The sequence below is a fragment of the Granulicella tundricola MP5ACTX9 genome (assembly GCF_000178975.2).
In the GTDB taxonomy this organism is placed as follows: domain Bacteria; phylum Acidobacteriota; class Terriglobia; order Terriglobales; family Acidobacteriaceae; genus Edaphobacter; species Edaphobacter tundricola.
In genome coordinates this window covers 1,332,218-1,356,217 of sequence record NC_015064.1, presented here as the reverse complement: position 1 = coordinate 1,356,217, position 24,000 = coordinate 1,332,218, and the positions used below count along the sequence as shown (strand labels likewise).

At 61.7% G+C, this 24,000-nt stretch carries 23 protein-coding genes; 8 read left to right on the top strand and 15 right to left on the bottom strand.

What is annotated here, in order from left to right:
* Positions 1-88: 88 nt before the first annotated feature.
* The 9 genes from ACIX9_RS05795 to hfq all read right to left on the bottom strand — a co-directional run bounded on the left by ACIX9_RS05795 (position 89) and on the right by hfq (position 8,554).
* Positions 89-1,141 (bottom strand): alkene reductase, encoded by a 1,053-nt coding sequence (locus ACIX9_RS05795; RefSeq protein ID WP_085940628.1) that lies wholly within the window; start codon positions 1,139-1,141, stop codon positions 89-91.
* A gap of 336 nt (positions 1,142-1,477) precedes the next feature.
* Positions 1,478-1,909 carry an ATP synthase F1 subunit epsilon gene (gene atpC, locus ACIX9_RS05790; RefSeq protein ID WP_013579542.1) on the bottom strand — a complete coding sequence of 144 codons (432 nt, stop codon included), beginning with the start codon at positions 1,907-1,909 and terminating at the stop codon, positions 1,478-1,480.
* 3 nt (positions 1,910-1,912) lie between these two features.
* Positions 1,913-3,352, bottom strand: a complete 1,440-nt coding sequence (gene atpD / locus ACIX9_RS05785; RefSeq protein ID WP_013579541.1) for a F0F1 ATP synthase subunit beta — start codon at positions 3,350-3,352, stop codon at positions 1,913-1,915.
* A 20-nt stretch (positions 3,353-3,372) separates the two neighbouring features.
* Positions 3,373-4,464 carry a F0F1 ATP synthase subunit gamma gene (locus tag ACIX9_RS05780; protein WP_013579540.1) on the bottom strand — a complete coding sequence of 364 codons (1,092 nt, stop codon included), beginning with the start codon at positions 4,462-4,464 and terminating at the stop codon, positions 3,373-3,375.
* Positions 4,465-4,482: 18 nt separating this feature from the next.
* Complete coding sequence (atpA, locus tag ACIX9_RS05775) at positions 4,483-6,030, bottom strand: F0F1 ATP synthase subunit alpha (protein ID WP_013579539.1); 1,548 nt, start codon at positions 6,028-6,030, stop codon at positions 4,483-4,485.
* Between the two features lie 86 nt (positions 6,031-6,116).
* Positions 6,117-6,665 (bottom strand): ATP synthase F1 subunit delta, encoded by a 549-nt coding sequence (gene atpH, locus ACIX9_RS05770; RefSeq protein ID WP_013579538.1) that lies wholly within the window; start codon positions 6,663-6,665, stop codon positions 6,117-6,119.
* A complete protein-coding gene (locus tag ACIX9_RS05765; protein ID WP_013579537.1) occupies positions 6,665-7,381 on the bottom strand; it encodes a F0F1 ATP synthase subunit B family protein in 717 nt (238 codons plus the stop codon). The genes atpH and ACIX9_RS05765 overlap by 1 nt, the downstream gene beginning before the upstream one ends.
* A gap of 11 nt (positions 7,382-7,392) precedes the next feature.
* A complete protein-coding gene (locus ACIX9_RS05760; RefSeq protein ID WP_013579536.1) occupies positions 7,393-7,860 on the bottom strand; it encodes a F0F1 ATP synthase subunit B family protein in 468 nt (155 codons plus the stop codon).
* A gap of 385 nt (positions 7,861-8,245) precedes the next feature.
* Positions 8,246-8,554 (bottom strand): RNA chaperone Hfq, encoded by a 309-nt coding sequence (hfq, locus tag ACIX9_RS05755; protein ID WP_013579535.1) that lies wholly within the window; start codon positions 8,552-8,554, stop codon positions 8,246-8,248.
* 262 nt (positions 8,555-8,816) lie between these two features.
* Between hfq and ACIX9_RS05750 the strand changes: the two genes are divergently transcribed.
* Positions 8,817-10,040 (top strand): DegT/DnrJ/EryC1/StrS family aminotransferase, encoded by a 1,224-nt coding sequence (locus tag ACIX9_RS05750; RefSeq protein WP_232298800.1) that lies wholly within the window; start codon positions 8,817-8,819, stop codon positions 10,038-10,040.
* A gap of 80 nt (positions 10,041-10,120) precedes the next feature.
* Here ACIX9_RS05750 and ACIX9_RS05745 read toward each other — a convergent pair whose 3' ends face one another.
* The 3 genes from ACIX9_RS05745 to aroB are packed head-to-tail and all read right to left on the bottom strand — an operon-like array spanning position 10,121 to position 13,505.
* Entirely contained in the window at positions 10,121-11,575 is a 1,455-nt protein-coding gene (locus tag ACIX9_RS05745) for a cation diffusion facilitator family transporter (protein WP_013579533.1), read from the bottom strand.
* Positions 11,572-12,357 carry a ubiquinone/menaquinone biosynthesis methyltransferase gene (locus ACIX9_RS05740; RefSeq protein ID WP_013579532.1) on the bottom strand — a complete coding sequence of 262 codons (786 nt, stop codon included), beginning with the start codon at positions 12,355-12,357 and terminating at the stop codon, positions 11,572-11,574. The genes ACIX9_RS05745 and ACIX9_RS05740 overlap by 4 nt, the downstream gene beginning before the upstream one ends.
* A complete protein-coding gene (gene aroB / locus ACIX9_RS05735; RefSeq protein WP_013579531.1) occupies positions 12,354-13,505 on the bottom strand; it encodes a 3-dehydroquinate synthase in 1,152 nt (383 codons plus the stop codon). Before aroB ends, ACIX9_RS05740 begins: the two co-directional genes overlap by 4 nt.
* Before the next feature lie 203 nt (positions 13,506-13,708).
* Between aroB and ACIX9_RS05730 the strand changes: the two genes are divergently transcribed.
* Positions 13,709-15,169 carry a M20/M25/M40 family metallo-hydrolase gene (locus tag ACIX9_RS05730; protein WP_232298799.1) on the top strand — a complete coding sequence of 487 codons (1,461 nt, stop codon included), beginning with the start codon at positions 13,709-13,711 and terminating at the stop codon, positions 15,167-15,169.
* Positions 15,170-15,242: 73 nt separating this feature from the next.
* On the top strand, positions 15,243-16,778 hold the full coding sequence (nadB, locus tag ACIX9_RS05725; protein ID WP_013579529.1) for an L-aspartate oxidase: 1,536 nt from the start codon (positions 15,243-15,245) through the stop codon (positions 16,776-16,778).
* A gap of 84 nt (positions 16,779-16,862) precedes the next feature.
* Here the strand turns inward: nadB and ACIX9_RS05720 are convergent, their stop codons facing one another.
* Entirely contained in the window at positions 16,863-17,396 is a 534-nt protein-coding gene (locus ACIX9_RS05720; protein WP_013579528.1) for a hypothetical protein, read from the bottom strand.
* Positions 17,397-17,517: 121 nt separating this feature from the next.
* Here ACIX9_RS05720 and ACIX9_RS05715 point away from each other — a divergent pair, with 121 nt between their 5' ends.
* The 5 genes from ACIX9_RS05715 (at position 17,518) to ACIX9_RS05695 (ending at position 21,570) form a co-directional block, all read left to right on the top strand.
* Positions 17,518-17,811: a type II toxin-antitoxin system RelE/ParE family toxin gene (locus ACIX9_RS05715; RefSeq protein ID WP_013579527.1), complete on the top strand. Its 294-nt coding sequence runs from the start codon at positions 17,518-17,520 to the stop codon at positions 17,809-17,811.
* A gap of 12 nt (positions 17,812-17,823) precedes the next feature.
* Positions 17,824-18,165, top strand: coding sequence for a HigA family addiction module antitoxin (locus ACIX9_RS05710; protein ID WP_232298798.1), 342 nt, complete (start codon positions 17,824-17,826; stop codon positions 18,163-18,165).
* 65 nt (positions 18,166-18,230) lie between these two features.
* Entirely contained in the window at positions 18,231-19,382 is a 1,152-nt protein-coding gene (locus ACIX9_RS05705; RefSeq protein WP_013579525.1) for a lactonase family protein, read from the top strand.
* Between the two features lie 82 nt (positions 19,383-19,464).
* The gene (locus tag ACIX9_RS05700) at positions 19,465-20,619 is read left to right on the top strand and encodes an SH3 domain-containing protein (protein WP_013579524.1); all 1,155 of its coding nucleotides are present in this window, start codon (positions 19,465-19,467) and stop codon (positions 20,617-20,619) included.
* Between the two features lie 117 nt (positions 20,620-20,736).
* The gene (locus ACIX9_RS05695; RefSeq protein ID WP_013579523.1) at positions 20,737-21,570 is read left to right on the top strand and encodes a PASTA domain-containing protein; all 834 of its coding nucleotides are present in this window, start codon (positions 20,737-20,739) and stop codon (positions 21,568-21,570) included.
* Between the two features lie 17 nt (positions 21,571-21,587).
* On the opposite strand, the gene ACIX9_RS05690 is transcribed toward ACIX9_RS05695, so the two are convergent.
* On the bottom strand, positions 21,588-22,967 hold the full coding sequence (locus ACIX9_RS05690) for an RsmB/NOP family class I SAM-dependent RNA methyltransferase (protein ID WP_013579522.1): 1,380 nt from the start codon (positions 22,965-22,967) through the stop codon (positions 21,588-21,590).
* The gene (fmt, locus tag ACIX9_RS05685) at positions 22,964-23,905 is read right to left on the bottom strand and encodes a methionyl-tRNA formyltransferase (RefSeq protein WP_013579521.1); all 942 of its coding nucleotides are present in this window, start codon (positions 23,903-23,905) and stop codon (positions 22,964-22,966) included. Before fmt ends, ACIX9_RS05690 begins: the two co-directional genes overlap by 4 nt.
* Positions 23,906-24,000 lie beyond the last annotated feature (95 nt).

Genomic DNA, 24,000 nt, shown 5'->3' with positions numbered 1-24,000 from the left:
AAAAGAACCGGCAAAAGCCAATAGATTGGCCTTTGCCGGTTCTTATCCCGCTCCTATCCTTTTATCCTCGTTACGCCTTGCTTTGTTCTTAAGCCAGCGCCGGATAGTCCGTATAACCAGCAGCATCATGCGTATAGAACGTAGGTACATCCGGCTCGTTCAACTCCGCCCCCGCAGCAAAGCGCTCAACCAGATCCGGGTTCGAGATAAACAGCTTCCCAAACGCCACAGCATCCGCCTCACCGGCCTCGATCACATGCTCCGCCTGCGCCTGCGTGTACTTCTCATTGGCGATATAGACCCCGTCAAAAGCCTTCTTCAGCTCCGGCCCCAGGCGGTCATCCCCGAAGTACTCCCGCGCACACAAGAACGCCAGCCCAAGCTTTCCAAGCTGACCCGCCAGGTACACGAACGCCTCATGCGGATTTTCGTCACTCATGCTCATGACGTCGCCGCGCGGAGCCAGGTGCATCCCCACCCGATCCGCCCCAAACACCGAACTCGCAGCCTCCGCCACCTCCAGGTGCAGACGAGCCCGATTCTCCAGCGGTCCACCGTATTCATCATCCCGCTCATTCGATCCCGAGTGCAGAAACTGGTCCAGCAGATACCCGTTCGCACCGTGGATCTCCACCCCGTCGAACCCCGCGTCCTTGGCATTCTGCGTTCCTTGCCGGAACTCCTCGATCACATGCTTGATCTCATCGTTCGCCAACGCCCGCGGCACCCCAAACTCCTTCTTCGGGCGCAGCAACGTCACCGTCCCGGCCGGCGCAATCGCGCTCGACGAGACCGGCACCTTCCCGCCCAGGTACAGCGGATCGCTGACCCGCCCCACATGCCAGATCTGCGCAAAGATCCGTCCGCCCGCCTCATGCACCGCATCCGTCACAGGCTTCCAAAGCTCCGTCTGCTCCTTCGACCAGATCCCCGGAACCTGCGGATATCCCACACCCATCGGTGACACCGGAGTTCCCTCAGAAATAATCAAACCCGCACCCGCACGCTGCGCGTAATACTCCGCCATGATCGCCGTAGGCAGATGATCCACAGTCCCCCGTAAACGGGTCAAGGGCGCCATCACCACACGATTCGGCAACGTCAACGCACCAACCTTCAAAGGCTCCAAAAGCTTGCTCAAAATACCCCCCATAAACATCTCCCATAAGATGTCCCCGAATCCTCAAAGGTTCAGAGCAGCCGCCCCTCGCCGACGGATGGGGCAACGTATCGTGTGCCCCATCCTCACCGCAGCCTCATCGTGGTTAGGGTGGGCATCGGGCGAAACCCGACCTTCCATCGCCTCCTCCCCCCCAAAAAGCGCCATATGTTAACAGGAGATGAACGCACGCCAAGGGCCAAACACGTTTTTTACCATGCACAAACGCGACAAAACCCGCGTAGAACGCGGGTTTCACCATAACTCAACGTGGTCATTCACCAGCAATTTGTGGTTCGTTTGTGGTAATTTGTGGTGCTATTGCGACCGATGGTCAGCCGAAGCAAGTTCCTCTTCAGCCTTCCGGGTGAGTTCGTTCGCCTCATCGTACTTGGCGCCGTCATCCCCGGCCTCGGACCACATCGTCTCGCCGCGCTTCAGCTCAGCCTCAGCAGCCGCACGGTCGATCTCCTCTGGTTTCAACGCCGTCTCCGCCAGAATCGTCACCCGCTCCGGCAGCACCTCGACGAAGCCCCACGCCACAAAGAACACCTTGCCGTCGGAATCCCCGCCATGCAGCCGAACCTCACCCGCACCGAGCTCCGCCAGCAACGGCGCAGCTCCGTACAGCGCCTCCAGGTACCCGGAGGCACTCGGAAGCTCCACCGCGTCGGCAAAACCGTCGAGCAACACGCGGTCCGGCGTTACCAGCCGAACCGCCAACTTCCCGTCTTGTCCTGTGTTTGCCATGGTTTACGCGTTCTTCATCTTCTCAGCAGCAGCCTGCACATCCTCAATGCCGCCCTTCAGATAGAAGGCCTGCTCCGGAATGTGGTCATGCTTGCCTTCAATGATTTCCTTGAATGACCGCACCGTATCCGCAACCTTCACATAAGCGCCGGGGATACCGGTAAAGATCTCGGCCACATGGAACGGCTGCGAAAGGAAGCGCTGAACCTTACGCGCACGGGCCACGGTGATCTTGTCCTCTTCCGACAGCTCATCGATACCCAGAATCGCGATAATGTCCTGCAGATCCTTATAACGCTGCAGAATCCGCTTCACACCCTGCGCCACGTCATAGTGCTCCTGACCCACAACCCGCGGCGAAAGAATACGCGAGGTGGAAGCCAGCGGATCGACAGCCGGATAGATACCCAGCTCCGAAAGCGGACGCGAAAGCACAGTTGTAGCATCCAGGTGGGCAAACGTCGTCGCCGGAGCCGGATCGGTCAAGTCGTCGGCGGGCACGTACACAGCCTGCACGGACGTGATCGAACCCTTCTTCGTCGAGGTGATGCGCTCCTGAAGCTCACCCATCTCGGTCGCGAGATTCGGCTGATAACCCACGGCCGAAGGCATACGCCCAAGCAGTGTCGAAACCTCGGAACCCGCCTGCGTGAACCGGAAGATGTTGTCGATGAACAGCAGCGTATCCGCACCCTCTTCGTCGCGGAAGTACTCGGCGACGGTCAGGCCGGTCAGCGCCACGCGCAGACGCGCCCCTGGGGGCTCGGTCATCTGCCCATAAATCAAGGCCGCTTTGCTCTTGTTGAAGTCGTTGATATCGATAACGCCCGACTCCTGGAACTCATGCCAGAGATCGTTACCCTCACGCGTACGCTCACCGACTCCCGCGAAAACCGAGAAGCCGCCATGCTGCTGCGCAACGTTATTGATCAACTCCTGAATGACGACCGTCTTGCCCACGCCGGCGCCGCCGAACAGGCCGATCTTGCCGCCCTTCAAGAACGGCTGGATCAGGTCGATGACCTTGATGCCCGTCTCGAACATCTCCTCGGACGTCGACTGCTCGTCGAACGCGGGAGCCTGGCGGTGGATCGGCATGTGAACCTTTGCGTTCACCGGGCCAAGCTCATCCACAGGCTCACCGAGCACGTTAAGCACTCGCCCAAGCGTCTCGCGGCCCACCGGCACCATGATGCCGTTGCCCGTGTCATGCGCGTTCATTCCGCGAACCATGCCCTCGGTCGCAACCATTGCGATGCAGCGCACGCGGCCTTCGCCAAGGTGCTGCTGAACCTCAACCACCACGTTCACGGGATTCGGCGTCTTAAAGCCCTCACCCGTGATCCGCAGCGCCTGGAAGATCGGCGGCATGTTCTTCTCTTCGAACTGGACATCAACGGCCGGGCCGCTGATCGATATCACTTTTCCTACGTTATCAGCCATAATCCTCTCGTTTCGGTCGCTTACAGCGCAGCCGCACCGCTCACAATCTCAATAATTTCCTTCGTAATCGCCGCCTGCCGAACCCGGTTCATGGTCAGCGAAAGCGAATCGATCAGATCTCCTGCATTCTTCGTCGCAGCATCCGTGGCCGTCATACGCGCCGCATGTTCCGCAGCCGTAGACTCCAAAAGCGCATGGAAGATCTGCGTCGTCACATACCGCGGCATCAGGTGGCGGAAAAGCTCTTCCGGCGATTGATCGAAAATATAATCGACATCCGCCGTCCCAAACTTCTTCGCTTCCTCGTCCATCGCAGTGCCAGCCGGCTCATGAACGCTGATGCCTTCGGCCTCTGCTGCCTTGACCGCCGCATCCCGCTGCTCTTCCGTCATCTCCTCCGAGCTCTCGATCGTATGAGTGCCCAGCTTGATGATCGGCAGCAGCTTCTCAACCACAATGCGCTGCGACAGCACCGACTTGAACTCGTTGTAGACGATGTAAACCGAGTCAATCTCAGCCCGCTCGTAACGAGCGATGATCGACTTCGCCATCTCCGTCACGGCAGAGAACTCCGCCTTCAGCAGCAGGTCGGCATGCTCGGCTGCAACCTCAATCTGTCCCTTGCGCTGACGGATGGTCTCGTAGTGCGTGGAAAGATCGTTGTCGTAGTGCTCTTCGGTCTTGTCGTACTGGGCCGCGTAGTAGCGCTTCTTGTAGAAGCCGATCGCCTTCCGCCCGATCGGTTCCAGGTCGACGTTCTGACCCTTCGCGGAACGGAGATCGATAAACTTCTGCGCCGCCTTGCCCACGTTCGAGTTGAACCCGCCCGCAAAGCCCTTATCTCCGGCGATCACGATCAGAAGAACGCTCTTCTCCTCGCGCTCCACCAGCAGAGGATGCATGATGTTGCCGGTCACGTCATTGTAAAGATCCGTGCGCCGCACCAGTGACTCCAGCACATTGACCAGCATCTGCGCGTAAGGCCGCGCCTGCATCGCGCGTTCCTGCGCGCGCCGCAGCTTCGCAGCCGAGACCATCTTCATGGCCTTCGTGATCTGCCGCGTGTTCTTCACACTGCGAATGCGGCGTCGTAGATCGAGTACGTTTGCCATATGTCCTTAGGTCGCCGGCTACTTAGCCGCCGCCACTGCCTTCTCTTGCTTGTGATCGGCCAGGAAGCCGCCCTTATAGTCGAGGATGGCGGCCTTCAGGCGCGCCTTCAGATCATCGTCCAGTGCCTTCTTCGTCGCGATGTCCGTCAAAATTGCAGGCTGGACCGACTCGAGATACGGGTAGAACCCATCCTCGAACGCCCGCAGGTCCTTCACTTCAACGTCATCCAGAAGCCCGTTCACACCGGCGTAAATGATGGCAACCTGCTTCTCAGCCGAAAGCGGCTTGTACTGCGGCTGCTTGAGCAGCTCGACGAGACGTGCACCGCGGTTCAACTGGTTCTGCGTCACCTTATCCAGGTCGGAGCCGAACTGCGAGAACGCAGCCAACTCACGATACTGAGCCAGATCCAGCTTCAGCGTCGCACCAACCTGCTTGGTCGCCTTGGTCGCAGCGGCAAATCCCACACGCGATACCGAAAGTCCCACGTTCACTGCCGGACGAACGCCGGAGTTGAAGAGGTCGGTCTCGACGAAGATCTGGCCGTCCGTGATCGAGATCACGTTGGTCGGAATGTAAGCCGAAACGTCACCGGCCTGCGTCTCGATGATCGGCAGAGCCGTCAGTGAACCGCCGCCCAGCTTGTCGGAAACCTTGGACGAACGCTCGAGCAGACGCGAGTGGAGATAGAACACATCTCCGGGGTACGCCTCACGCCCTGGCGGACGGCGCAGCAGGAGCGAGATCTCACGGTAGCTGGCAGCGTGCTTGGAAAGATCGTCGTAGATGATCAGCGCGTGCATGCCGTTATCGCGGAAATACTCGCCCATCGCGGTCGCGGCAAACGGTGCCAGGTACTGCATCGGAGCCGGCTCGGAAGCAGTCGCGGCAACCACGATCGTGTACGCCATCGCGCCGTACTCTTCCAGAGTCTGCACAACCTGCGCAACCGACGAGCGCTTCTGTCCAACCGCGCAATAGATGCAGATCAGGTTGTTCTTGGCGGAGTTGATAATCGTGTCGAGCGCAATGGCGGTCTTACCCGTCTGACGGTCGCCGATCAGCAGTTCACGCTGTCCACGGCCGATCGGGATCATCGTGTCGATCGCCTTGATGCCCGTAGCCATCGGCTCCTTGACGCTCTGACGGTCGATAACGCCCGGCGCAAGCCGCTCAACCGGCAGCGTCTGCGTGGCATTGATCGGTCCCTTGTCGTCGATCGGCTGACCCAGCGCATTCACCACGCGCCCAATCAACTCCTTGCCCACGGGAACGGACATGATCTTGCCGGTCCGCTTCACCTGGTCGCCTTCACGCAGCAGCGTGTAGTCGCCCAGCAGCACCGCGCCCACCTGGTCTTCGTCCAGGTTCATCGCCAGTCCGGCCACGCCATGCGGGAAGTCGATCAGTTCGCCTGCCATGACCTTGTCCAGGCCATGCACGCGCGCGATTCCGTCGCCCAGCGACATGATCGTTCCGACCTCGTCCACCTGGACCTTCTGCTCGTAGTTCTCAATCTTCTGCCGAAGCAGCTCGGTTATCTCGTCAGCTTTGATCTGTGCCATATCTCGTCTCAGTCCTATTCCAAACTCAAAATCTTCTGTGGTCCACGCGCCACACTCACGCGTTCAAAACTTGTTACAAAACCCAACTAACTCCGGGTCAGCGCCTGCTTCATCTGCTCCAACTGCGCCTTCACCGAACCATCATAGATGGTCGATCCGATCTTCACGACCGCCCCGCCCAGCAGCGTCGGGTCCTGCGTGTAGGTCACGCTCACCCGGCTTACCGCCAGCTTTGAGATCTCCCACTCCAGTTGCGCCCGATCGTCCGGATTCAACTCCCGCGAACTCACCACCTCAGCCTCGACCACTCCAGCGCCGGCCTCGGCAACCTGGTGGAACGCGGCAACGATCTCCTGCAGATCGTGCAGCCGGTGATGATCCATAATCACCGCAAGCAGGTTCCGAACCTCGCGGTACATGCCGATCTTCTCGGCCACCGCATCCAGAATCGAAAGCTTCTTCTCAGAAGAGAGCGAGGGATCGGCCAGAATCTCCAGAAGCTGAGGGCTATCCGCCAAAGTCCCGGCAAAGTCCTTCATCTGCTGCTGTGCAAGATTGACGTCCAGATTCGCGGAAGCCGCAACCTCAGCGAACGCCTGCGCGTAGCGTGGTGCAAAGACGTTCTGACCGGCCATTAGTTCTGCCCGCCCTTCACGTCGTCGCCCGCCAGCCGCCGTGCAAAGTTCTGCACCAGCAGCCGATCCGTCTCAGCAGAGATGGTCAGCTTACGTGCCGCCTGCTCGATCGCCAGCTCAGCCGCGTGCGCCTGAAGCTGCTTGCGTGCATGCTGCGTCGCCGCGGCAATCTCCTGCTCGGCCGAAGCCAGAATCTTTGCAGTCTCTTCCTCGACCGCAACCTTCATCCGCTGCTCGTCGGCAGCCAGCGTCGTCTCGGCCTGCGTCTTCATCGTCGCAATCTGCCCGTCGAGCTGAGCCAGCCGATCTTCGATGCTGCTCATCCGCGCGCTGGCCTCTTCGGTCGCCGTACGCGCATCCACCAGATGCTTCTGGATCAAGGTCGTGCGATTCCGGAACGCCTTCGGCAGAGCCTTGAGCAGGAAGCCACCCACCAGAACCGCCAGAATGCCAAAGTTGATGACCTCAAACAGCAACGCGGCCTGGGCAGGTTTCATTCCCATCATGCCGCCTAGCTTCTTCACCACGGCTGACTGCTTATACTCCGCAGTCTCATCCACCTCACCCTGGTTCGCTTCGTTCGAGTTCGCAGCCGGCGTCGTCTGCCGTCCGCTATCGTCAGCCTTCATCGCCTGCGCATACACCGGCGCGCAAAGCCCCAGCGTCAACACAGCCAGCGCGGCAATGGACGCAATCCTGTTCATCATCTTGCTCATCGAAGTCTTCTTCACTGCGCGACCTCCGCGCCGTTCACGCCCGCGGGCAACACAGCCTTGATGATCGAAGCGCTCAATTCACCGCTCATCGTTTCAATCTGCTGCATCGCCTCAGCCATGCTCCGTTCAATCTCGCCCTTGGCCGCCGCCACCCTCTCCTGCGTGACGGTGCGTGCCTGCGCCAGCGACTGCTCCCGCTGACCGTTCCATTCCTTCAGCTTCGCCTCGCGAGCCTGGAAGATCTCGCTCTTGGCTCCGCGCAGCTTGTCTTCAAACACCACCGTCTCAGCCTCGGCCGCGCTCATCGCGCCCTTTGCCTGCTCCAGTGCGCCCGTGGTCAAAGCGCGGCGCTTCGCCAGGATATTCTCCAGCGGCCGCCGTACCAGCACGCCATACGCGATCACCAGCACGATAAAAAGCACCATCGTCGGTATCGAGCCGAGGATCAGCGCGCCAAGTTGATTCAGGATCTCATTCATGGATGGAGGACAGCCGCTTACGCTAAACCGCCCGAAACCTCTTCACTCATCTGCCGGGAAAGTCGTTCACCGGCGTTCTGGAATTTCTAAAGCTCTCTGGGTTACTTACTATTTCTACTAAACGACTTAGAGGAGTGTCAAACCCGATACGTCGGTAAACGGCCACACTGCGCGATTACAGCACAGCCTCCCCATACCGGACTCGACTCCCAAAATCGACCATCAACATCCATTTAATTTTCTGCCGAACAGCCCTCAAAATCAGCCATTCCAGCAATGAGGCGTATGTCGGATAGCAAACGAAGCCTTGCCCCGGATCAACAATCCCGAAGCAAGTATCCCAGAGCAAGTCCGACCAGGCATTAACCTCTGACGATCTCCGGACTCAGTCCCCGGCAGTCGCCGGCTCAGCCGATCCGCCAATATGCCCGCCAACCGTGGCGCTATGCGGACGGCTCTCAGGACGGCCATCCGTATGCATCCCCGCACGTCCGCTTACCACCGTCGATATTGCGTGCTTGAAGATCAACTGCTCCTGGCTGTTGTTCTCCAGTAGCACCGAGTATTTGTCGAACGAACGAATCTTGCCCGTCAACTTCACGCCGCTCACCAGGTAGATCGTGATGGGGCTCTTATCCTTGCGGACCGTGTTCAGGAACGTATCCTGAATATTCTGTGCCGGCTTTGAATCCATAGGGGGCCGATCTCCTTCTCAGTGCCAAATCCGGTGCAGTACACCGGGCATTCATCCCACTCGCGCAGGATGCAGAATCGTTTCAAATACCCGTAATCAAGCTCTGTCCGGGCATTACTACCAACAAGAGTATCGCAAATCGCACGCAAACGGACTCAACTTCCCGCACAACTTCCCGACAACCTCTTAGACGCAACCCAGCACGTTTAGACCCACACACACCCTCAATTCCTCCCCACCCCGCACACGCTAAGATACTCAAGTGCCCCAGTCATCGCAGCCCGCCCAGCCCGTCCCCATGCTCGACTTCTCCCGCCAGTTCGCCGCCATCCGCGAAGAAGTCATGGCCGCCATTGAGCAGGTCTGCGTCTCCCAGCGCTTCATCCTCGGCCCTGAAGTCACCACCTTCGAGCAGTCCGCCGCCGCGGCCTGCCACGTCCCCCACGCCATCGGCTGCGCCAGCGGCACCGACGCCCTCTGGCTCGCGCTGGCCGCCGCCCAGATCGACCAACCCACACAATCCGTCATCACCACCCCCTTCAGCTTCTTCGCCTCCGCCAGCAGCATCCTCCGCGCCGGCGCCCGAGCCCTCTTCGCAGACATAGACCCCCTCACCTACAACCTCTCCCCCGCATCCGTCGCAGAGGTCCTTGCCACCTGCCCCGCCGGAGAGGTCAAAGCCATCCTACCCGTCCACCTCTACGGCCAGTGCGCCGACTGGGACGCCTTCACGACAATCCAAAATCAACACCCCGGCCTCCTCCTCATCGAAGACGCCGCTCAGGCCTTCGGCGCAGCCTGGCAGTCGGCCCCCGCCGGGACCGGATCAGACGGCACCCTCACCCCCGCCGGAGCGCTCGGCGACGCAGCCGCCTTCAGCTTCTACCCCACCAAAAACCTCGCCGCATTCGGCGACGCCGGCCTCATGACCACCCGCTCCCCCCAGCTTGAGGAGCGAGCCCGCATGCTCCGCGCCCACGGCATGCGCCGCCGTTACTTCCACGATGAGGTCGGCTGGAACTCCCGCCTCGACACCCTCCAGGCTGCCGTCCTCGAGGTCAAACTCCGCTACCTCCCCCAGGGCAACCAGCGCCGCCGCGATCTCGCCGCCAACTACAACCAACTCTTCCTCGCAGCAGGCATAGCCACCATGCCGACCCCCACCAACCCCACCACCATCGCCGACGGCGTCGTCCTCCCCTACACCCACCCCCGCGCTCAACACGTCTTCCACCAGTACGTCATCCGAGCCCCCCGCCGCGACGCCCTCCGCACCCACCTCACCGCCCAGGGCATAGGCACAGAGGTCTATTACCCCCTCCCACTACACCTCCAGGAAGCGTTGAAGCCACTAGGCTACAAACCCGGTGACTTCCCCGAATCCGAATGCGCCGCAGCCGAAGTCCTGGCCCTACCCATCTACCCCGAACTCCGCGAAGACGAACAACAAACGGTAGTAGAAGCCATCCACACCTTCTACGCCTGAAGGATCCCGACTGCGTTGTCATTCCGCCGCGAAGCGGAATGACGAACAAGGGTGCATGGCGAAGGAGGTGGTGCGGGAGGTTAGCGTTTGTTGTCGGTGGCAGGTTCGGGGTGGATGAAGAGGCGGGTGACCTCCGGGGCTTCAAGTTTGAAGGCGTTTTCGAAGGCGGTGATGATCTCGTGGACGCGGCTCATGGGGAGCTCGTCGGGGAGGGTGCAGTGGCAACTGACCTGGGTGCGGTCGTGGTGCTTGGTGATGGTGATGTCGTGGGTGTCGAGGATCTCGGGGAAGTTCTGGGAGACTTTGCGGAGGAGTTGTTCCAGGTGGCGGTCTCGTTCCAGGGCAGCGGGGCGCTCGATGGTGGCGGGCTCCGATTCAATGTGGGTGAGGATGGAGGCGATCTGGGGGATCTCGGCGCGGATATTGGATTCGAGACGGGTGACGATGTCGTGCGCGGCGCGGAGGGGGAGGGTCTCGTCGACTTCGAGGTGGAGATCGACGTGGAGGGCGTTGTCGTACTGCTGGACTGATACATCGTGGATGGAGAGGTTGGCGCGGAAAGCGACGGCGCGGATGCGGTCGTGGACGGACTCCGCGATGGTGGCGGTGGGGACGGAGTGGACGACGACGTCGGCGTCCGGGAGCACGCGCTGGATGGCGTCGGTGGCGGCCATGGTGATCTGCTCGGAGCGCTGGAAGGTCAGGTTGCGCGGCATGGCGAGGGTGAGGTCGGCAAAGTAGCCGGAGCCTGCGCGGCGGGTGCGGAGGCGGTTGACGGCGAGGACGCCATCGATGGCGGCGAGGTCCTGGATGAGCTTGCGGCGAGTCTGGGCGGCGTTCTGGCCGTCGTGGGCGGGGGTGGCGTCGAGGAGATTGTCCGCAGTGGTGCGGGCGAGGGTCCAGGTGACCTTGAGGATGATGGCGGAGACGATGAGGGCGGCGATAGGGTCGGCTAGTTCGAGCTTGGGGGCGTGGAGTCGCTCGCCGAGGGCGGTGGCGATGAGGCCGAGGAGGACGGCGAAGGAGGACCACATGTCCGTGCCAAAGTGGACGGCGTCGGCGGCCAGGGCCTCCGAGTTGTGGAGGGCGGCGGTGGCGCGGAGGTTGCGGGAGCGGGTGTAGTCGACCGCGATGGAGACGAGCAGGACGAGGAAGGGCCAGATGTTGAGGGCGAGCGAGAGGTGGCTGCGGAAGAAGATGCGGTGGATGGCCTCGTAGATGATCCACATGGCCGAGGCGAACATCAGGACGGTTTCGATGAAGGAGGAGAGGCTTTCAATCTTGCCGTGACCATAGTTGTGGTCGTCGTCCGCGGGACGGTCTGCGACTTGGACGGAGAAGAGGGTGAGGCCGGCGGCGATGAGATCGATGCCGGAGTGCGCGGCTTCTGAGAGCATGCCGAGCGAGCCGGTGAGGATGCCGGTGAGGAGCTTGAGCAGGGTGACGAGGGTGGCGGAGACGACCGAGAGCAGGGCAGCATGGCGTTTGGCTGCGTGACGTTCTGCCTGCTGCTGGATGGTGGCCGTGGGGCTCATGCCTGTGATGGTACCGGTTTGGTGGCCTGATAGAGGCCGGCGACGCCGAGGGTGTAGCTGGTCCAGGAGGCCTGGACGAAGCCGGCGTTGTGGATCAGTTCAAGCATTCTGGGGGGGCGTGGAAATCTCTCGACCGAGGCGGGCAGATAGGAGTAGGCTTCCGCGTTAGAGAAGAGTGCGCCGATGCGGGGGAGAATCTTCTTGAAGTAGAGGTTGTAAAGTGCGCCTACGAGGCCGGCGGGCTGGTTGCACTCCAGGATGGCGATCTGGCCGCCGGGGCGTAGGACGCGAAAGAGCTCTGCGAGGCCGTCCTCATAAGAGGAGAGATTGCGGAAGCCGAAGGCGGAGGATATCAGGTCCACATTGCCTTGAGGCAGGGGGAGATGCAATGCATCACATTCCACCGCGATGATGTTCTTTCCATTGAACTTGGCCTGACCCCGGGTGAGCATCTCGTGGGAGAAATCCACTGCCAGCAGGGGGGCTGTGGATGATGTGGAAGGCCGCCGCTTGAGGAGGGCCAGGGTCATGTCGCCGGTGCCGCAGCAAAGGTCGACGATCTGGGCTGAGGGGTCGGCGAGGACGGTGCGGACGGCTCGTGCGGCTCGCCACCACCAGAGGCGATCGATGCCGGCGGAGAGGACGTGGTTCATAACGTCATAGCGGTTGGCGATGGCGTTGAACATCTGCTGGACGTCTGCTGAGGGCTGGATGGCTCCTTGCGCAGGCTGAATCGCGCCCGGTGCGGCTGTGGAAATAATGGGGTCTTGTGTGGGGATCATGACGGTTTGACCCCGGTGGCGCGCATGGTCTGGAGCATGGATTCGGCGGCGGCGGTGAGCTCTTCGTCGGTGACGTCGTAGACGATCTCCGTGGAGCCGATGCCGGTGGGGAGGACGAAGGCTCGGCGGCCGCTGCGGGTCTTCTTGTCGGATGAGGTGAGGGCTACGAGGTCGCTGGCGGTGGCCTTGAAGCGGGGGAGCGGGCCGTAGGAGAGGATGAGGTTGGCCATGCGGGCGAAGGTGTCTGGATCGATGACCTTGCGGGCGAGGGCTACGTGGAGGGCGGCGATGGAGCCCCAGGCTACGGCTTCGCCGTGGAGCAGTTTCTTATAGCCGGTGGCGGCCTCAATGGCGTGGCCGAGGGTGTGGCCGAAGTTGAGGGTCATGCGCAGGCCGGACTCGCGCTCGTCCTTCGCGACGACGTTGGCTTTGACCTTGATGGAGGCGGTGACGACCTTGGTGAGGGCTTCCGGGTCACCGTTGGCGATGAGCTCGTTGTTCTGTTCGAGGTAGGCGAAGAGCTTGGGGTCGGCGATGATGCCGGCCTTGATGGACTCCTGGAGGCCGGAGCGGAGCTCGAGCGGCGGGAGGGTTTTGAGGAGGGCGATATCCGCGAAGACGGCGCGCGGGTGGTGGAAGGAGCCAATGAGGTTCTTGCCTGCGGCGAGGTTGACGCCGGTCTTGCCGCCGACGGAGGAGTCGACCTGCGCGAGCAGCGTGGTGGGAATCTGGACGTACGGGATGCCGCGCATATAGATGGCGGCGAGGAAGCCGGTGATGTCGCCGAGGACGCCGCCGCCGAAGGCGATCAGGATCGAATCGCGGTCCGCTCCGTGCTGGGCGAGCTGCTCTGCAAGGGACTCTACGGCGGGGAGGCGCTTGTGCTTCTCCCCAGGTGGGAGGAAGAGGACGGTGGGGGACTCGGCCTCAGGGAATGAGGCGCGGACCTGCTTGGACCAGAGTTTCCAGATGTTGGGGCTGGTGATGAGGAAGGGCCGGTAAGACTTTCCCCCTGCGAGCTTCTGGAGGCGGGGGTGGAGGGTGGAGAGCAGACCTTGGCCGATGTGAATGTCGTATTCGGTGGAGGTGGCGCTGAGGTGGATCGTTTTTGTTGACGGGATCGGGAGCGTTTTGGGGGTAAGGGCCACAGTAGGTTTATGGTAACGCGGCGTGGGTGGAGACAGCGTTCGCGGGTAAGATTGAGTTCAAAGCCACTCATCTTTATTTATGCCGGTTAGGACGCTGCCTGTCTGCCGGTCCTGTCGCCCATGACTGCCTAACAGAAAGGTTCTGCATGACACGAGTTTGCTCTGCTCTTCTTCTTGCTGGTTTGGTTGGATTGACTCCTGCGTTGGCGCAGCGCGGTGGGGTGGGGCTGCCGGGTGTTTCGGGTCCGGTAACGGCGCAGTACCAGGCGGATGCGACTCGGATTCTGGCCGCAGCGGCGACGGATACAGACGGTTATGCGGCGCTGACGTACCTGTGCGACCGGATTGGGAACAGGAACAGCGGCACGCCACAGTTGAACGCTGCCGTACAGTGGGGCGCGGAGTTGATGAAGAAGGCGGGGTTGCAGAATGTGACGATTCAGCCGGCGATGGTGCCGCACTGGGTTCGGGGCAAGGAGTCGGCTTCGATCGTGTCGCCGGGGCTGAATGGGGTGCCGCGGAAGCTGCGGATGCTGGGGCTGGGGATGAGTGTGGGGACTCCGGCGGGTGGGATTACGGCGGAGGTGCTGTTTCTGCATGACTATGCAGAGCTGGATGCGCTGCCGGCGGATGGGGCGAAGGGGAAGATCGTGGTGTTCGACCCCGGGTGGCATGGGTACGGAGTGGGGACGAGCTATAGGACGAATGGCGCTTCGCGCGCGGCGGCCAAGGGTGCGGTGGCGGTTCTGGTGAGGTCGGCAACGGGGCTGGCGCTACAGGCTCCGCATACGGGGCGGCTGGTCTATGACGAGAAGGCTCCGAAGATTCCTTCGGCTGCGATTTCGGTTGAGGACGCGGGGCTGATCGGGCGACTGGCGAAGGATGGGCCGGTGACCGTACACCTGGAGATGGAGGCGCACCAGGAGGCGGATGTGAAGTCGGGCAATGTTTATGGGGATCTGGTGGGGTCCGAGCATCCGGAGGATGTCGTCGTGCTGGGTGGGCATATCGATAGCTGGGACGTTGGGCAGGGGGCGCAGGACGATGGCGGCGGCATCATGGCTACGTTTGAGGCGGTCAGCCTGCTGCATAAGCTGGGGTTGAAACCGAAACGGACGATCCGCGTGGTCTTCTGGGTGAATGAGGAGAACGGCGGGCGTGGCGGCGATGCATATCCCGTGCTGCTAGGCGCGGCGGCGGTGGCGAAGCATGTGGCGGCGATCGAGATGGACGGCGGGGCGGAGAAGCCGCTGGGCATGGGGTATGGGACGTTTGGGATGCGGATGGGGCCGCCGAAGCCCGGCGCTCCGCCACAGTCCATGACGCCTCCGGGGTTCGACCTGACGAAGCTGACGGAGCCGCAGCAGGCTTCGTTTGCGCTGCTGCAGCAGATTGCGGCGCTGCTGGGGCCGATCGGGGCAGACAAGGTATTTCCGGGCGGCGGTGGGGAGGATATTGGCCCCATTGTGGCGATGGGCGTGCCTTCGTTGAGCCCGCATACGGTGGGCGAGCACTACTTCGACTGGCACCACAGCGAGGCGGACACGTTGGACAAGGTGGATCTGGAGGACTTCCGGAAAAACATCGGGATGCTTGCCGTGACGAGCTTTGTCCTGGCGGATACGAAGGAAACTCTGGTCGGGGAGAAGTTGGCCAAGGAGTAGTTCACATGCTGTGACTGCGGCGTGGTGGCCTTGGGCCGCCACGCCGTTTTGTTTTGGGCGTAGGATTTTAGGTATGGAATTGTTTGATTTTGTGGTGGTTGGTGGTGGGATTGCGGGCCTGAGTGCTGTGGTTCGGTTGGCTGGGGCAGGGCGGGTGCTTTGCGTGACCAAGGAGAGCTTTGCGGAATCGAATACGGCTTATGCGCAGGGTGGGATTGCCGTTGCGATGGGTGGAAGCGAGGATGTTTCGCTGCATCTTGCGGACACGATTGCGGCTGGGGATGGGCTGGTGAATGCGGCGGCGGCGAAGGTGCTGGTGGAGCAGGGACCGAGGCGGGTGGAAGAGCTGCTGGGGTGGGGGACGGAGTTCGACCGGGCAGTGGGTGGGGAGTTGCTCAGGACGCGGGAGGGGGCGCACTCTCTTTCGCGGATACTTCATGCAAACGGCGACGCTACGGGGCGGGAGATCGCGCGGGCACTGCTGAAGTATGTGCAAGGGTTAAAGAATGTTGAGCTTAGGGATTGGACTGTGACGGTCGATCTAATGGTGGAGAAGGGCCGCGTGGAGGGGGTGGTGCTGCTGGATAAGGCTGGGACGCTGGCTCGGGTGGGGGCTCGGGCGGTGATGATTGCAAGTGGTGGGGCGGGGCAGGTTTATTCGGATACGACGAATCCGGCGGTGGCTACGGGGGATGGGATCGCGATGGCGTACCGGGCAGGTGCGGCGGTGGAGGATATGGAGTTCTACCAGTTCCATCCGACGGCGTTTGCGATGGACGGGGCGCCTAGATTCCTTATGAGTGAAGCACTGAGGGGTGAGGGGGCGGTGCTGATCAATGCCGCGGGCGAGCGGTTTATGCCCGCGATCCACCCGATGGCGGAGCTTGCACCGCGGGATGTGGTGGCTCGGGCGATTACACGAGAGGGGCTGAACGGGCCGGTTTACCTGGATATGCGGGGGGTGACTGAGATCGACTTGAAGGCTCGTTTTCCGGGGATCTCTGCGTTTCTGGCGGGCTATGGGCTGAGTCTGGCGAAGGATCTGATTCCGGTGCGGCCGGCGGCGCATTATCTGATGGGTGGGATCAAGACGGATGTGTGGGGAAAGAGCTCATTGCAGGGGCTTTACGCGGCGGGGGAAGCGGCTTGCACGGGGGTGCATGGGGCGAATCGGCTGGCTAGTAATTCGCTGTTGGAAGGGCTGGTTTTTGGGGTTTTGGCGGCGGAATCCATGGTGAAGGAGCAGGGCTCTGGGGGTAAGGTTGAGGCGGCCGGCGAGGTGGTGAAGGCGGGTGGGAGTGATGAAGGGGTGGAGGAGTGGATCGCGGAGTTGAGGGCGATTATGTGGGAGAATGCTGGGCTTTTGCGGGATTCTGCCGGGTTGAAGAGGGGGCAGGCGAGGCTGGATGGGATGTTCCGGAGGATGCCAAGGGGGGTGACTCGGCGGCAGTTGGAGGCTCGAAATCTTTATGCGCTGGCGGGGGTGATGGTGGAATCGGCGCTGGGGCGTGAGGAGAGCCGGGGGGCTCATTTTCGGAGTGATTTCCCTGAAAAAGGCCCAATTGCAAGGCATTCAGTGATGGAACGGGGTCGATTGCGGTTTGAATAACTGCACCACAAATCACCACATGCGCACCACAATTCACCAGGGACTGCAGCCGTTTATCGCGGAAGGTGCAGTCCCTTTTTGGGCTTAGAGGAGCGTCAGGAGGATGGGGATGACGACTCCCGCGATGAGGGTGACGGTGATGAGGGTCTTGTTGCGGACGTACTTGTAGGACATGATGAGCCCGGTGATCGTCGAGGTGAAGAGGCCTACGCAGACGATGAGGAAGAAGATGCGGAGGGGGAGCGGGCGAGGCTTAGGGGCTTCGGGTGCGGGAGTGGGTTTGGGGGCGTCGGATGCGGGTTGAGTTGAGTCGGCGTCGTGGTGCTTGTGCTCGGGCTTGGCGGTGAGATCGGATGACGGGGTGGGTGGGGCCTCGGGCTTGGCGGCAGCTGGCTGGGGTTTCCGGACGGGGACGATGGTGGTCTGCTTTTTGTGGATCTGGCCCATGACGACGAGCCAGTGGGCGGGCTTGTAGTTGGGGTGATCGCGATTGGTCTCATGGAGGCCGAAGGTCTGGAGTCCGCCGCTGATGGCGAAGAAGATGAGGGCTGGGGTGATGAAGACGCCGAAGTAGAGATGGATGAGGCGGGAGGTTTTCAGGAGAGCATTTCGGGACATGGGAGGAGTTTATACGATCTCGGACTGATTGAGTCTTAGATTTGAGGCCGGACCCCGGTTTTGCTTGACTGGACGAATGGTTGAGGTGTTTTGTACCGTTGAGCGGTACTATAGTCTCTGAATGATTGAAACTTGGCGGGAGAGTTGGCTTCGCGAATTCTTCGTGAACGATGTGTATTCGAAGAAGATTCCGGCTGATCTGCGCGACAGGCTGTTTCGTAAGTTGCAGCTTCTTGACGATGCGAGCACCGATGCCGATCTTAGAGTGCCTCCGAGTAATCGGTTTGAACATCTGAGTGGAAAGCTGGAAGGCTTCTGCTCGATCCGGGTCAATGACAAGTGGCGATTGATCTTCCAGTGGAGCGAAGGTAAGGCGACCGAGCTGTGTTTAGATGATCATTCTTATCGTTCTTGAAGTAGAGGTGTAATGGCGATGTTGATGACGAAGAGAAAGCCCGTTGGTGTTGGGGAGATGCTGGTGGAAGAGTTTCTGGAGCCGCTGGGGATCTCGCAGACGGAGTTGGCGGCGCGGGCGGGGTTGCCGCGCAAACATGTCAATGAGCTATGCCGGGGACGCCGCTCCGTGACCGCGGATACGGCGTTGATCCTGAGCCGGGTGTTTGGCAACTCGGCCGATTTCTGGCTGAACACGCAGCGGCGAACCGATCTTTGGGAAGCGCTCAATACCCCTAAGCGGCTGCTACGGATTGAACGAGCGAAGCCGATTTCCGACAGGGTGTCTGAGAAGAGGGTTGCAGTGGCGGGATAAAGTTGTGGGGGTGGTGCTTTTTGGCTGCCGGACTCGTCCTATGAAGCACAAGAGGAATTTTTGCAATGAGCAAGAGGGTTTTGGCGCGGGTTATGGCGGCTGCGGGTGTGAGTGCGGTTGCATTGCTGAGTGGGTGTAGTGGATTTTTTGTCCCTGAAACGACGACTACGACGGGGAGCACTGGGACGAGCAGTGGGGACTATGTGTATATCGTGAACCAGACGAGCGACACGTTGAGCGGGTTGGTGGTGGGAACAAGTACGCTGACCGGGGCCACGGGATCGCCGTATGGGTTGACGCAGGGGCTGACGCCTTCCTCTGTAGCGGTGACACGAGCGAATACGTTTGTCTATGTGGGTGGAGCGGGTGCGATCGAGTTCTTTTCCATTGGGACGGGCGGAGCTCTGACGCTGCAGAACTCGGCCGCGGCCAGCGCTGCGGCGAACTTTGTGTCGATGGATACATCCCCGGACGGGCAGTGGCTGCTGGCGCTGGATTCCATCACGGATTCGCTCTATGTGTTCGGGATCAATTCAACTACGGGTGCGCTGACATTGACTGCGCAGGCGTCGTACTCGCTGGCTGCGAACGCGAATGCGGCGGTCCCGAAGATGGTTCGACTGTCTCCGAATGGAGCGTACGTGTTCCTGGCATTGGGAGCGGCCGGAGATGTAATTCTTCCATTTGTGACGTCCAATGGGTCGCTGGGTACGACGGAGCAGGCGCTGGCGCTGCCAAGCGGTTTCAGCGACAACGCAGTTGCGATCGACGCGAACAGTGCGTTTGTATACTTTGCTCGCGGCGGCACGAATGCGGGTACGAGCGGGGTGGCGTCCTACAGCCTGGGAACAGGAGGGTTGTTGACGGCGGTGCAGACGCTGGCGGTTTCCGGGGATGCGCCTTATTCGATCCTGCTGGATGCCACGGGAACGTACGCGTATACGGCGAACCGTGGGGATGGAACGGTTTCAGGGTTCTCCATTGCGAGTGGAACGCTCAAGGCTTTGACGGGCTCGCCGTACAAGAGCGGGACGCTGGCCACGGCTCTGGTGGAGGACAACAGCAAAAAATACGTGATTGCGGGAGCCTTTGGCGCAAGTCCCGACCTGACGATGTACAGCTTCGACACGACCACAGCGGGACAGTTGGATTCGGCAGGGACCTTTGCAAGCGGGACGGACCCGGCAGGCGTATTTGCGTTGGCGGCGACGCATTGAGAGGTGGGGAGCATCGTACCGGTTGAGGGCGGGTGGTACTCTCGCAAGGGATAAGACATTGACGCCGATACGATTATTTTCTTTGAGTTTTGGGCTGGCGGGCGGTTTGCTGCTGGCGGGGTGCTCTCGTTTTCACGAGAAGCCGAATGAGCATTATGTGTTCGTCACGTCCAAGCAGGGGTATCTGCGGGACCGGGTGGCGGCGGTGTCCAACCGGACGGCGCAGGTGGGCAACGGCGACCGGTTGAAGGTGCTGGACCACGCGCGGCACTTTGTGAAGGTGCAGACGGATAAGGGCGCGATCGGGTGGATCGAGGAGAAGGCGGTGGCGACGCCGGAGGTGGCGGACGAGTTCGACGCGCTGAAGGAAGAGCATAAGAACGATCCGGCGGTGGCTTCGGCGGTGGTGCGCGACACCGTTTATCTGCATGTGAAGCCGGGGCGCGACGCCGAAAAGTTCTACCTGCTGGCCGAGGGCGAGAAGCTCAAGATGCTGAAGCGCGCCACGCTGGTGAAGGCCGTGACGCAGATGACGGCGGCCAAGGCGCAGAAGGCGATTCCGCAGGCTTCCGGGACGAATGCCGCTCGTAAGGGTGGGGTAGCGGAGATTGTGGCGGCTGAGGCTCCTGCACCTCCGGCGATGGAGGACTGGTGGCTGGTGACGGACTCGCAGGGTCATACGGGGTGGATCTTTTCACGGATGATCGATGTGGATGCGCCGGACTCGCTGACGCGGTACTCCGAGGGGCAGCGGTTTGTGGGGGCTTACATCCTGACGACGGTGCATGATGAAGGCGCGCCGACCGACCAGAAGGACATTCCGGAGTATGTGACGGTTTCTAGTCCTTACAAGGCAGGGCTGCCGTATGACTTCGACCAGGTGCGGGTGTTTACGTGGAGCATGACGCATCATCGGTATGAGACGGCGTTCCGGGATAAGAATATTGAGGGGTATCTGCCGGTGACGATCGGCAAGATGAAGGATGCGTATGGGAAGACGCCGATTGCGGCGATGGAGCTTCCTTCCTATAGCTACAAGGTGCTGAGTGCGGACGCTCCGGCGGTGGTTCCGGATGTGGCTACGGGGGCGATGGTTCCGGGGAAGACGGTTACGAAGGCGTATCGGCTGGAAGGGAATATCGTGCGGCGGATGGGGGCCCCGGGGAGTACGGCGGGGGAACAGTTGGCGAGGCCGGTGGCGGAGGATGAGAAGAAGGGAAAGAAGAAGAGGCGGTGATGATGTTAGATAGCTGACCGTTCGCCTTCTTCATCCCAAGGTGCTGAACGCTCGAATGGGCCGAGCAGGGTGGATGTTATGCCGGACGCGTGACCCACCCTGTATCCTATCCAAGCAATGAAGCGCATCCTTTACATCATCCTCGGCGGCATGCTCATGTTCGTGGTGACGCTCTTCGCCGCCTTCTCTTCCATGCGCCTCGCCATCCATGGCCGTGAGGTCGATGTCCCCAGCCTCTCCGGGCTCTCCGACCAGGACGCCGCGGAAGCCGCCCGCAAGCTGGGTCTCAACCTCTCCGTCGAGAACCGCTTCTACTCCGCCGCCATCCCACCCAACCACGTCCTCTCCCAGTCCCCTGCCCCCGGCTCACTCGTCCGCCGCGGCTGGCAGGTCCGCGTGACAGAATCCCTCGGCGGCCAGCAGGTCTCCATCCCGGACGTGACCGGCCAGACCGAGCGGCCCGCTGCCCTGGTGCTGAAACGCCTTCAGCTCGACCTCGGCGGGACCAGCCATCTCCCCGCACCGGGCCCCGAAGGCACAGTCCTGGCACAGTCTCCACCTGCCAACTCCGGCGGCGTCTTCGGGCCGCACGTCAGCATCCTCGTAGCCGCGCCGGAGACCGACGCACCCGCGCAGGCTTACGTCATGCCCGCCATCGTCGGACTTACCATCTCGGCCGCTAATACCCGCCTGGCCACCGCAGGCCTCCACATCGCCAGCTCGGTCGACCCCAGCACCATCCCGCCGCCAGAACCTCTAGACACCACCGCCGACCCCGCCATCCCCCCCACGGTTATCGCGCCACCACCGGTCAGCACCAGTGCCGTCATCGTCAGCCAGTACCCCGCCCCTGGCCACCGCATCACCCACTCCGACAACATCAAGGTCACCGTAGCCCACCCCGCCGACACGTCGGCAGACGCAACAACACCCGCCCCATCCCCCATCTAGCACTGGTTCTATCCGCGTTACGCTGTCCGCTCCAGCACCACAGCGTAAAACCCGTCACATCCATGCACACCCGGCAGCGTCCTCAACGCACCGTCCTGTGCCATGGAGTGCATCTCCACTGCGAGCCCTGTGACGCCCATCTCCTCAATCGGCACCACCCGCCATGCACTCCCGATCACCGCCTCCACCACCCGCTCATTCTCCTCCGGCTCCAGCGAGCAGGTTGAGTACACCAGCCGCCCCCCCAGGGCCACCCGCCCCAGTGCAGCCGCCAAGATCTCCCTCTGCCGCTGCGACTGACGCACCAGCTCCTCGACCTTCAGCCGCTCGCGAATCTCCGGATTCCGCCCCAGCGTTCCTGTCCCCGTACAAGGCACATCGCAAAGGACCAGGTCGAACGTGCCCATGTCCTTCGGCAGCTTGGCCGCATCCGCAACCTCGCAGGTCACACCCTTGGCATACTTGAAGCGCTTCAGACGAGACTCCATCTGGCCCATGCGCTTGGTGCTTACGTCGGTCGCGAGCACCTCCGCGCCTTCAGCTCTCTTAGCGAGCACAAGTGTCTTGCCTCCCGGTGCCGCACAGCAGTCCCAGACCCTCGCCGCCCGTCCTTCAACCTGCGGCAGAGCCTTGGCCGCGATCTCCGCCACCAGCCGTGATCCATCGTCGATCGAAGGAAGTTCCGCATCTCTCTCGCTGAACACGCCACCCTCACCCGACTCACTCTGATCCGCCTCGCAGATCTTCAGCGCAGCATCACGCCCGTAGTTCTCCACCCAGCGCTCGACAAGCCAGAGAGGATGTCCCAGCCGCTCGGCGAAGGCAGCCGTCGTCTCGAAGACCTTGGTGCCTGGCTTCGGCAATGCGGCCACCTTACGCAGCACAGCATTCACCATTCCGGTTGCATGAGGCTCGCCGGCCGCACGGCAAAGCTCCACCGATTCACTCAGCGCCGCGTGCGCTGGAATTCGGTCCATATGCAGCAACTGAAACGCACCCAGCCGCAGCGCCATGGCTACAGGCTCCGCTAGCCTCTGGTCCGGTCGCTGCAAGAGCGTTCTGAGACGGGCATCCAGCGCGATCTCCCAACGCAACACCCCCATCACCAGCGCCGTCGTCAGGTTCGTATCGGCCTCAGAGAGCTTGTCCGTCCACTGCCCGTGCAGGAGCTCATCGGAGTGCCCCTTACCCGCCTTCACCAGCATCAGGATCTCAAAGGCCGCACGCCGGGCAGGGGTGACCTTGGCCTGCGCCTGCGCCGCACCCAGCGTAGGCCCCGCGCTCACCGGCCGAGCCTTGGCGAACTTCTTCGGCACACGCCCTCCCGCTGCCAGCACCTTCGCCGCCGCATCGAATCCCAACGGATCACCCTTCACACTCTTGCCTTTGCTCTTCAAGACCCCACCCGCTCGCCTGTCTTCACCTGGAACCCACGCAGAAACTCTGCCGCCGCCATCTTCTTCTTGCCTTCCATCTGAACCTCCAGCAACTCAATCTCGCTCTCCCCACACCCCACAAACATCCTGTCCCCAACCACGCGAACCTCACCCGCTACACATGCTCCCTCACCCACGCACATCCGCTGCACGATCAGCTTCTTCCCCCGCAAGGACGTCCACGCCCCGGGCCAGGGCTGAAACCCACGCCACCGGTCCACACACACCTTTGCGCCCAGGGTCAGGTCGATTCGCCCATCCTCACGCTTGAGAATCGGAGCCAGCGTAGCCGCCGTATGATCCTGCTCGACCGGGTCGATCGACCCATCCTCCAACCCGGCCAGCGTCTTCACCATCAGCTTCGACCCCACCTCCGCCAGGCTCTCGAACAGATCCTCCGCCGTCTCCTCCGGCGCAATCGGTTCCACCTGCGCCAGCAGCATCGGCCCGGTATCGAGCCCCGCATCCAGCCGCATCGTCGTCACCCCGGTCAACGTCTCACCCTTTGCCACCGCCCATTGGATCGGCGCGGCACCCCTGTACTTCGGCAGCAGCGATCCGTGCAGGTTGATGCACCCATGCTTCGGCAGCGCGAGCATCCAGTCCGGAATGATGCGCCCATAGGCCACCACCAGGATCGCGTCTAAACCACCTGGCTCCGCAGCAATCGCCTCCAGCCGCTCCCGTAGCTCCAGGTTGTTCTTGATCTTCTCCGGCTGCACCACGGGCAAGCCCAGCCGCAAAGCCGCAGCCTTCACTGCACCCACCTGCAACGTCATCCCGCGCCCAGCAGCACGGTCCGGCTGCGAGACCACCAGAGCAACCTGATGCCCCGCCTCGATCACCGCCTCAAGCGTTCCCACCGCAAACTCCGGAGTCCCACAAAATACCAGCTTCATCCCAACCTCCGGCCTATCTATTTCCTCGACCGTCATTCTGAGCGCAGCGAAGAACCTCAGTAGCGGCTGTTGTTGTTGCCTGTTCTTGCCGTCAT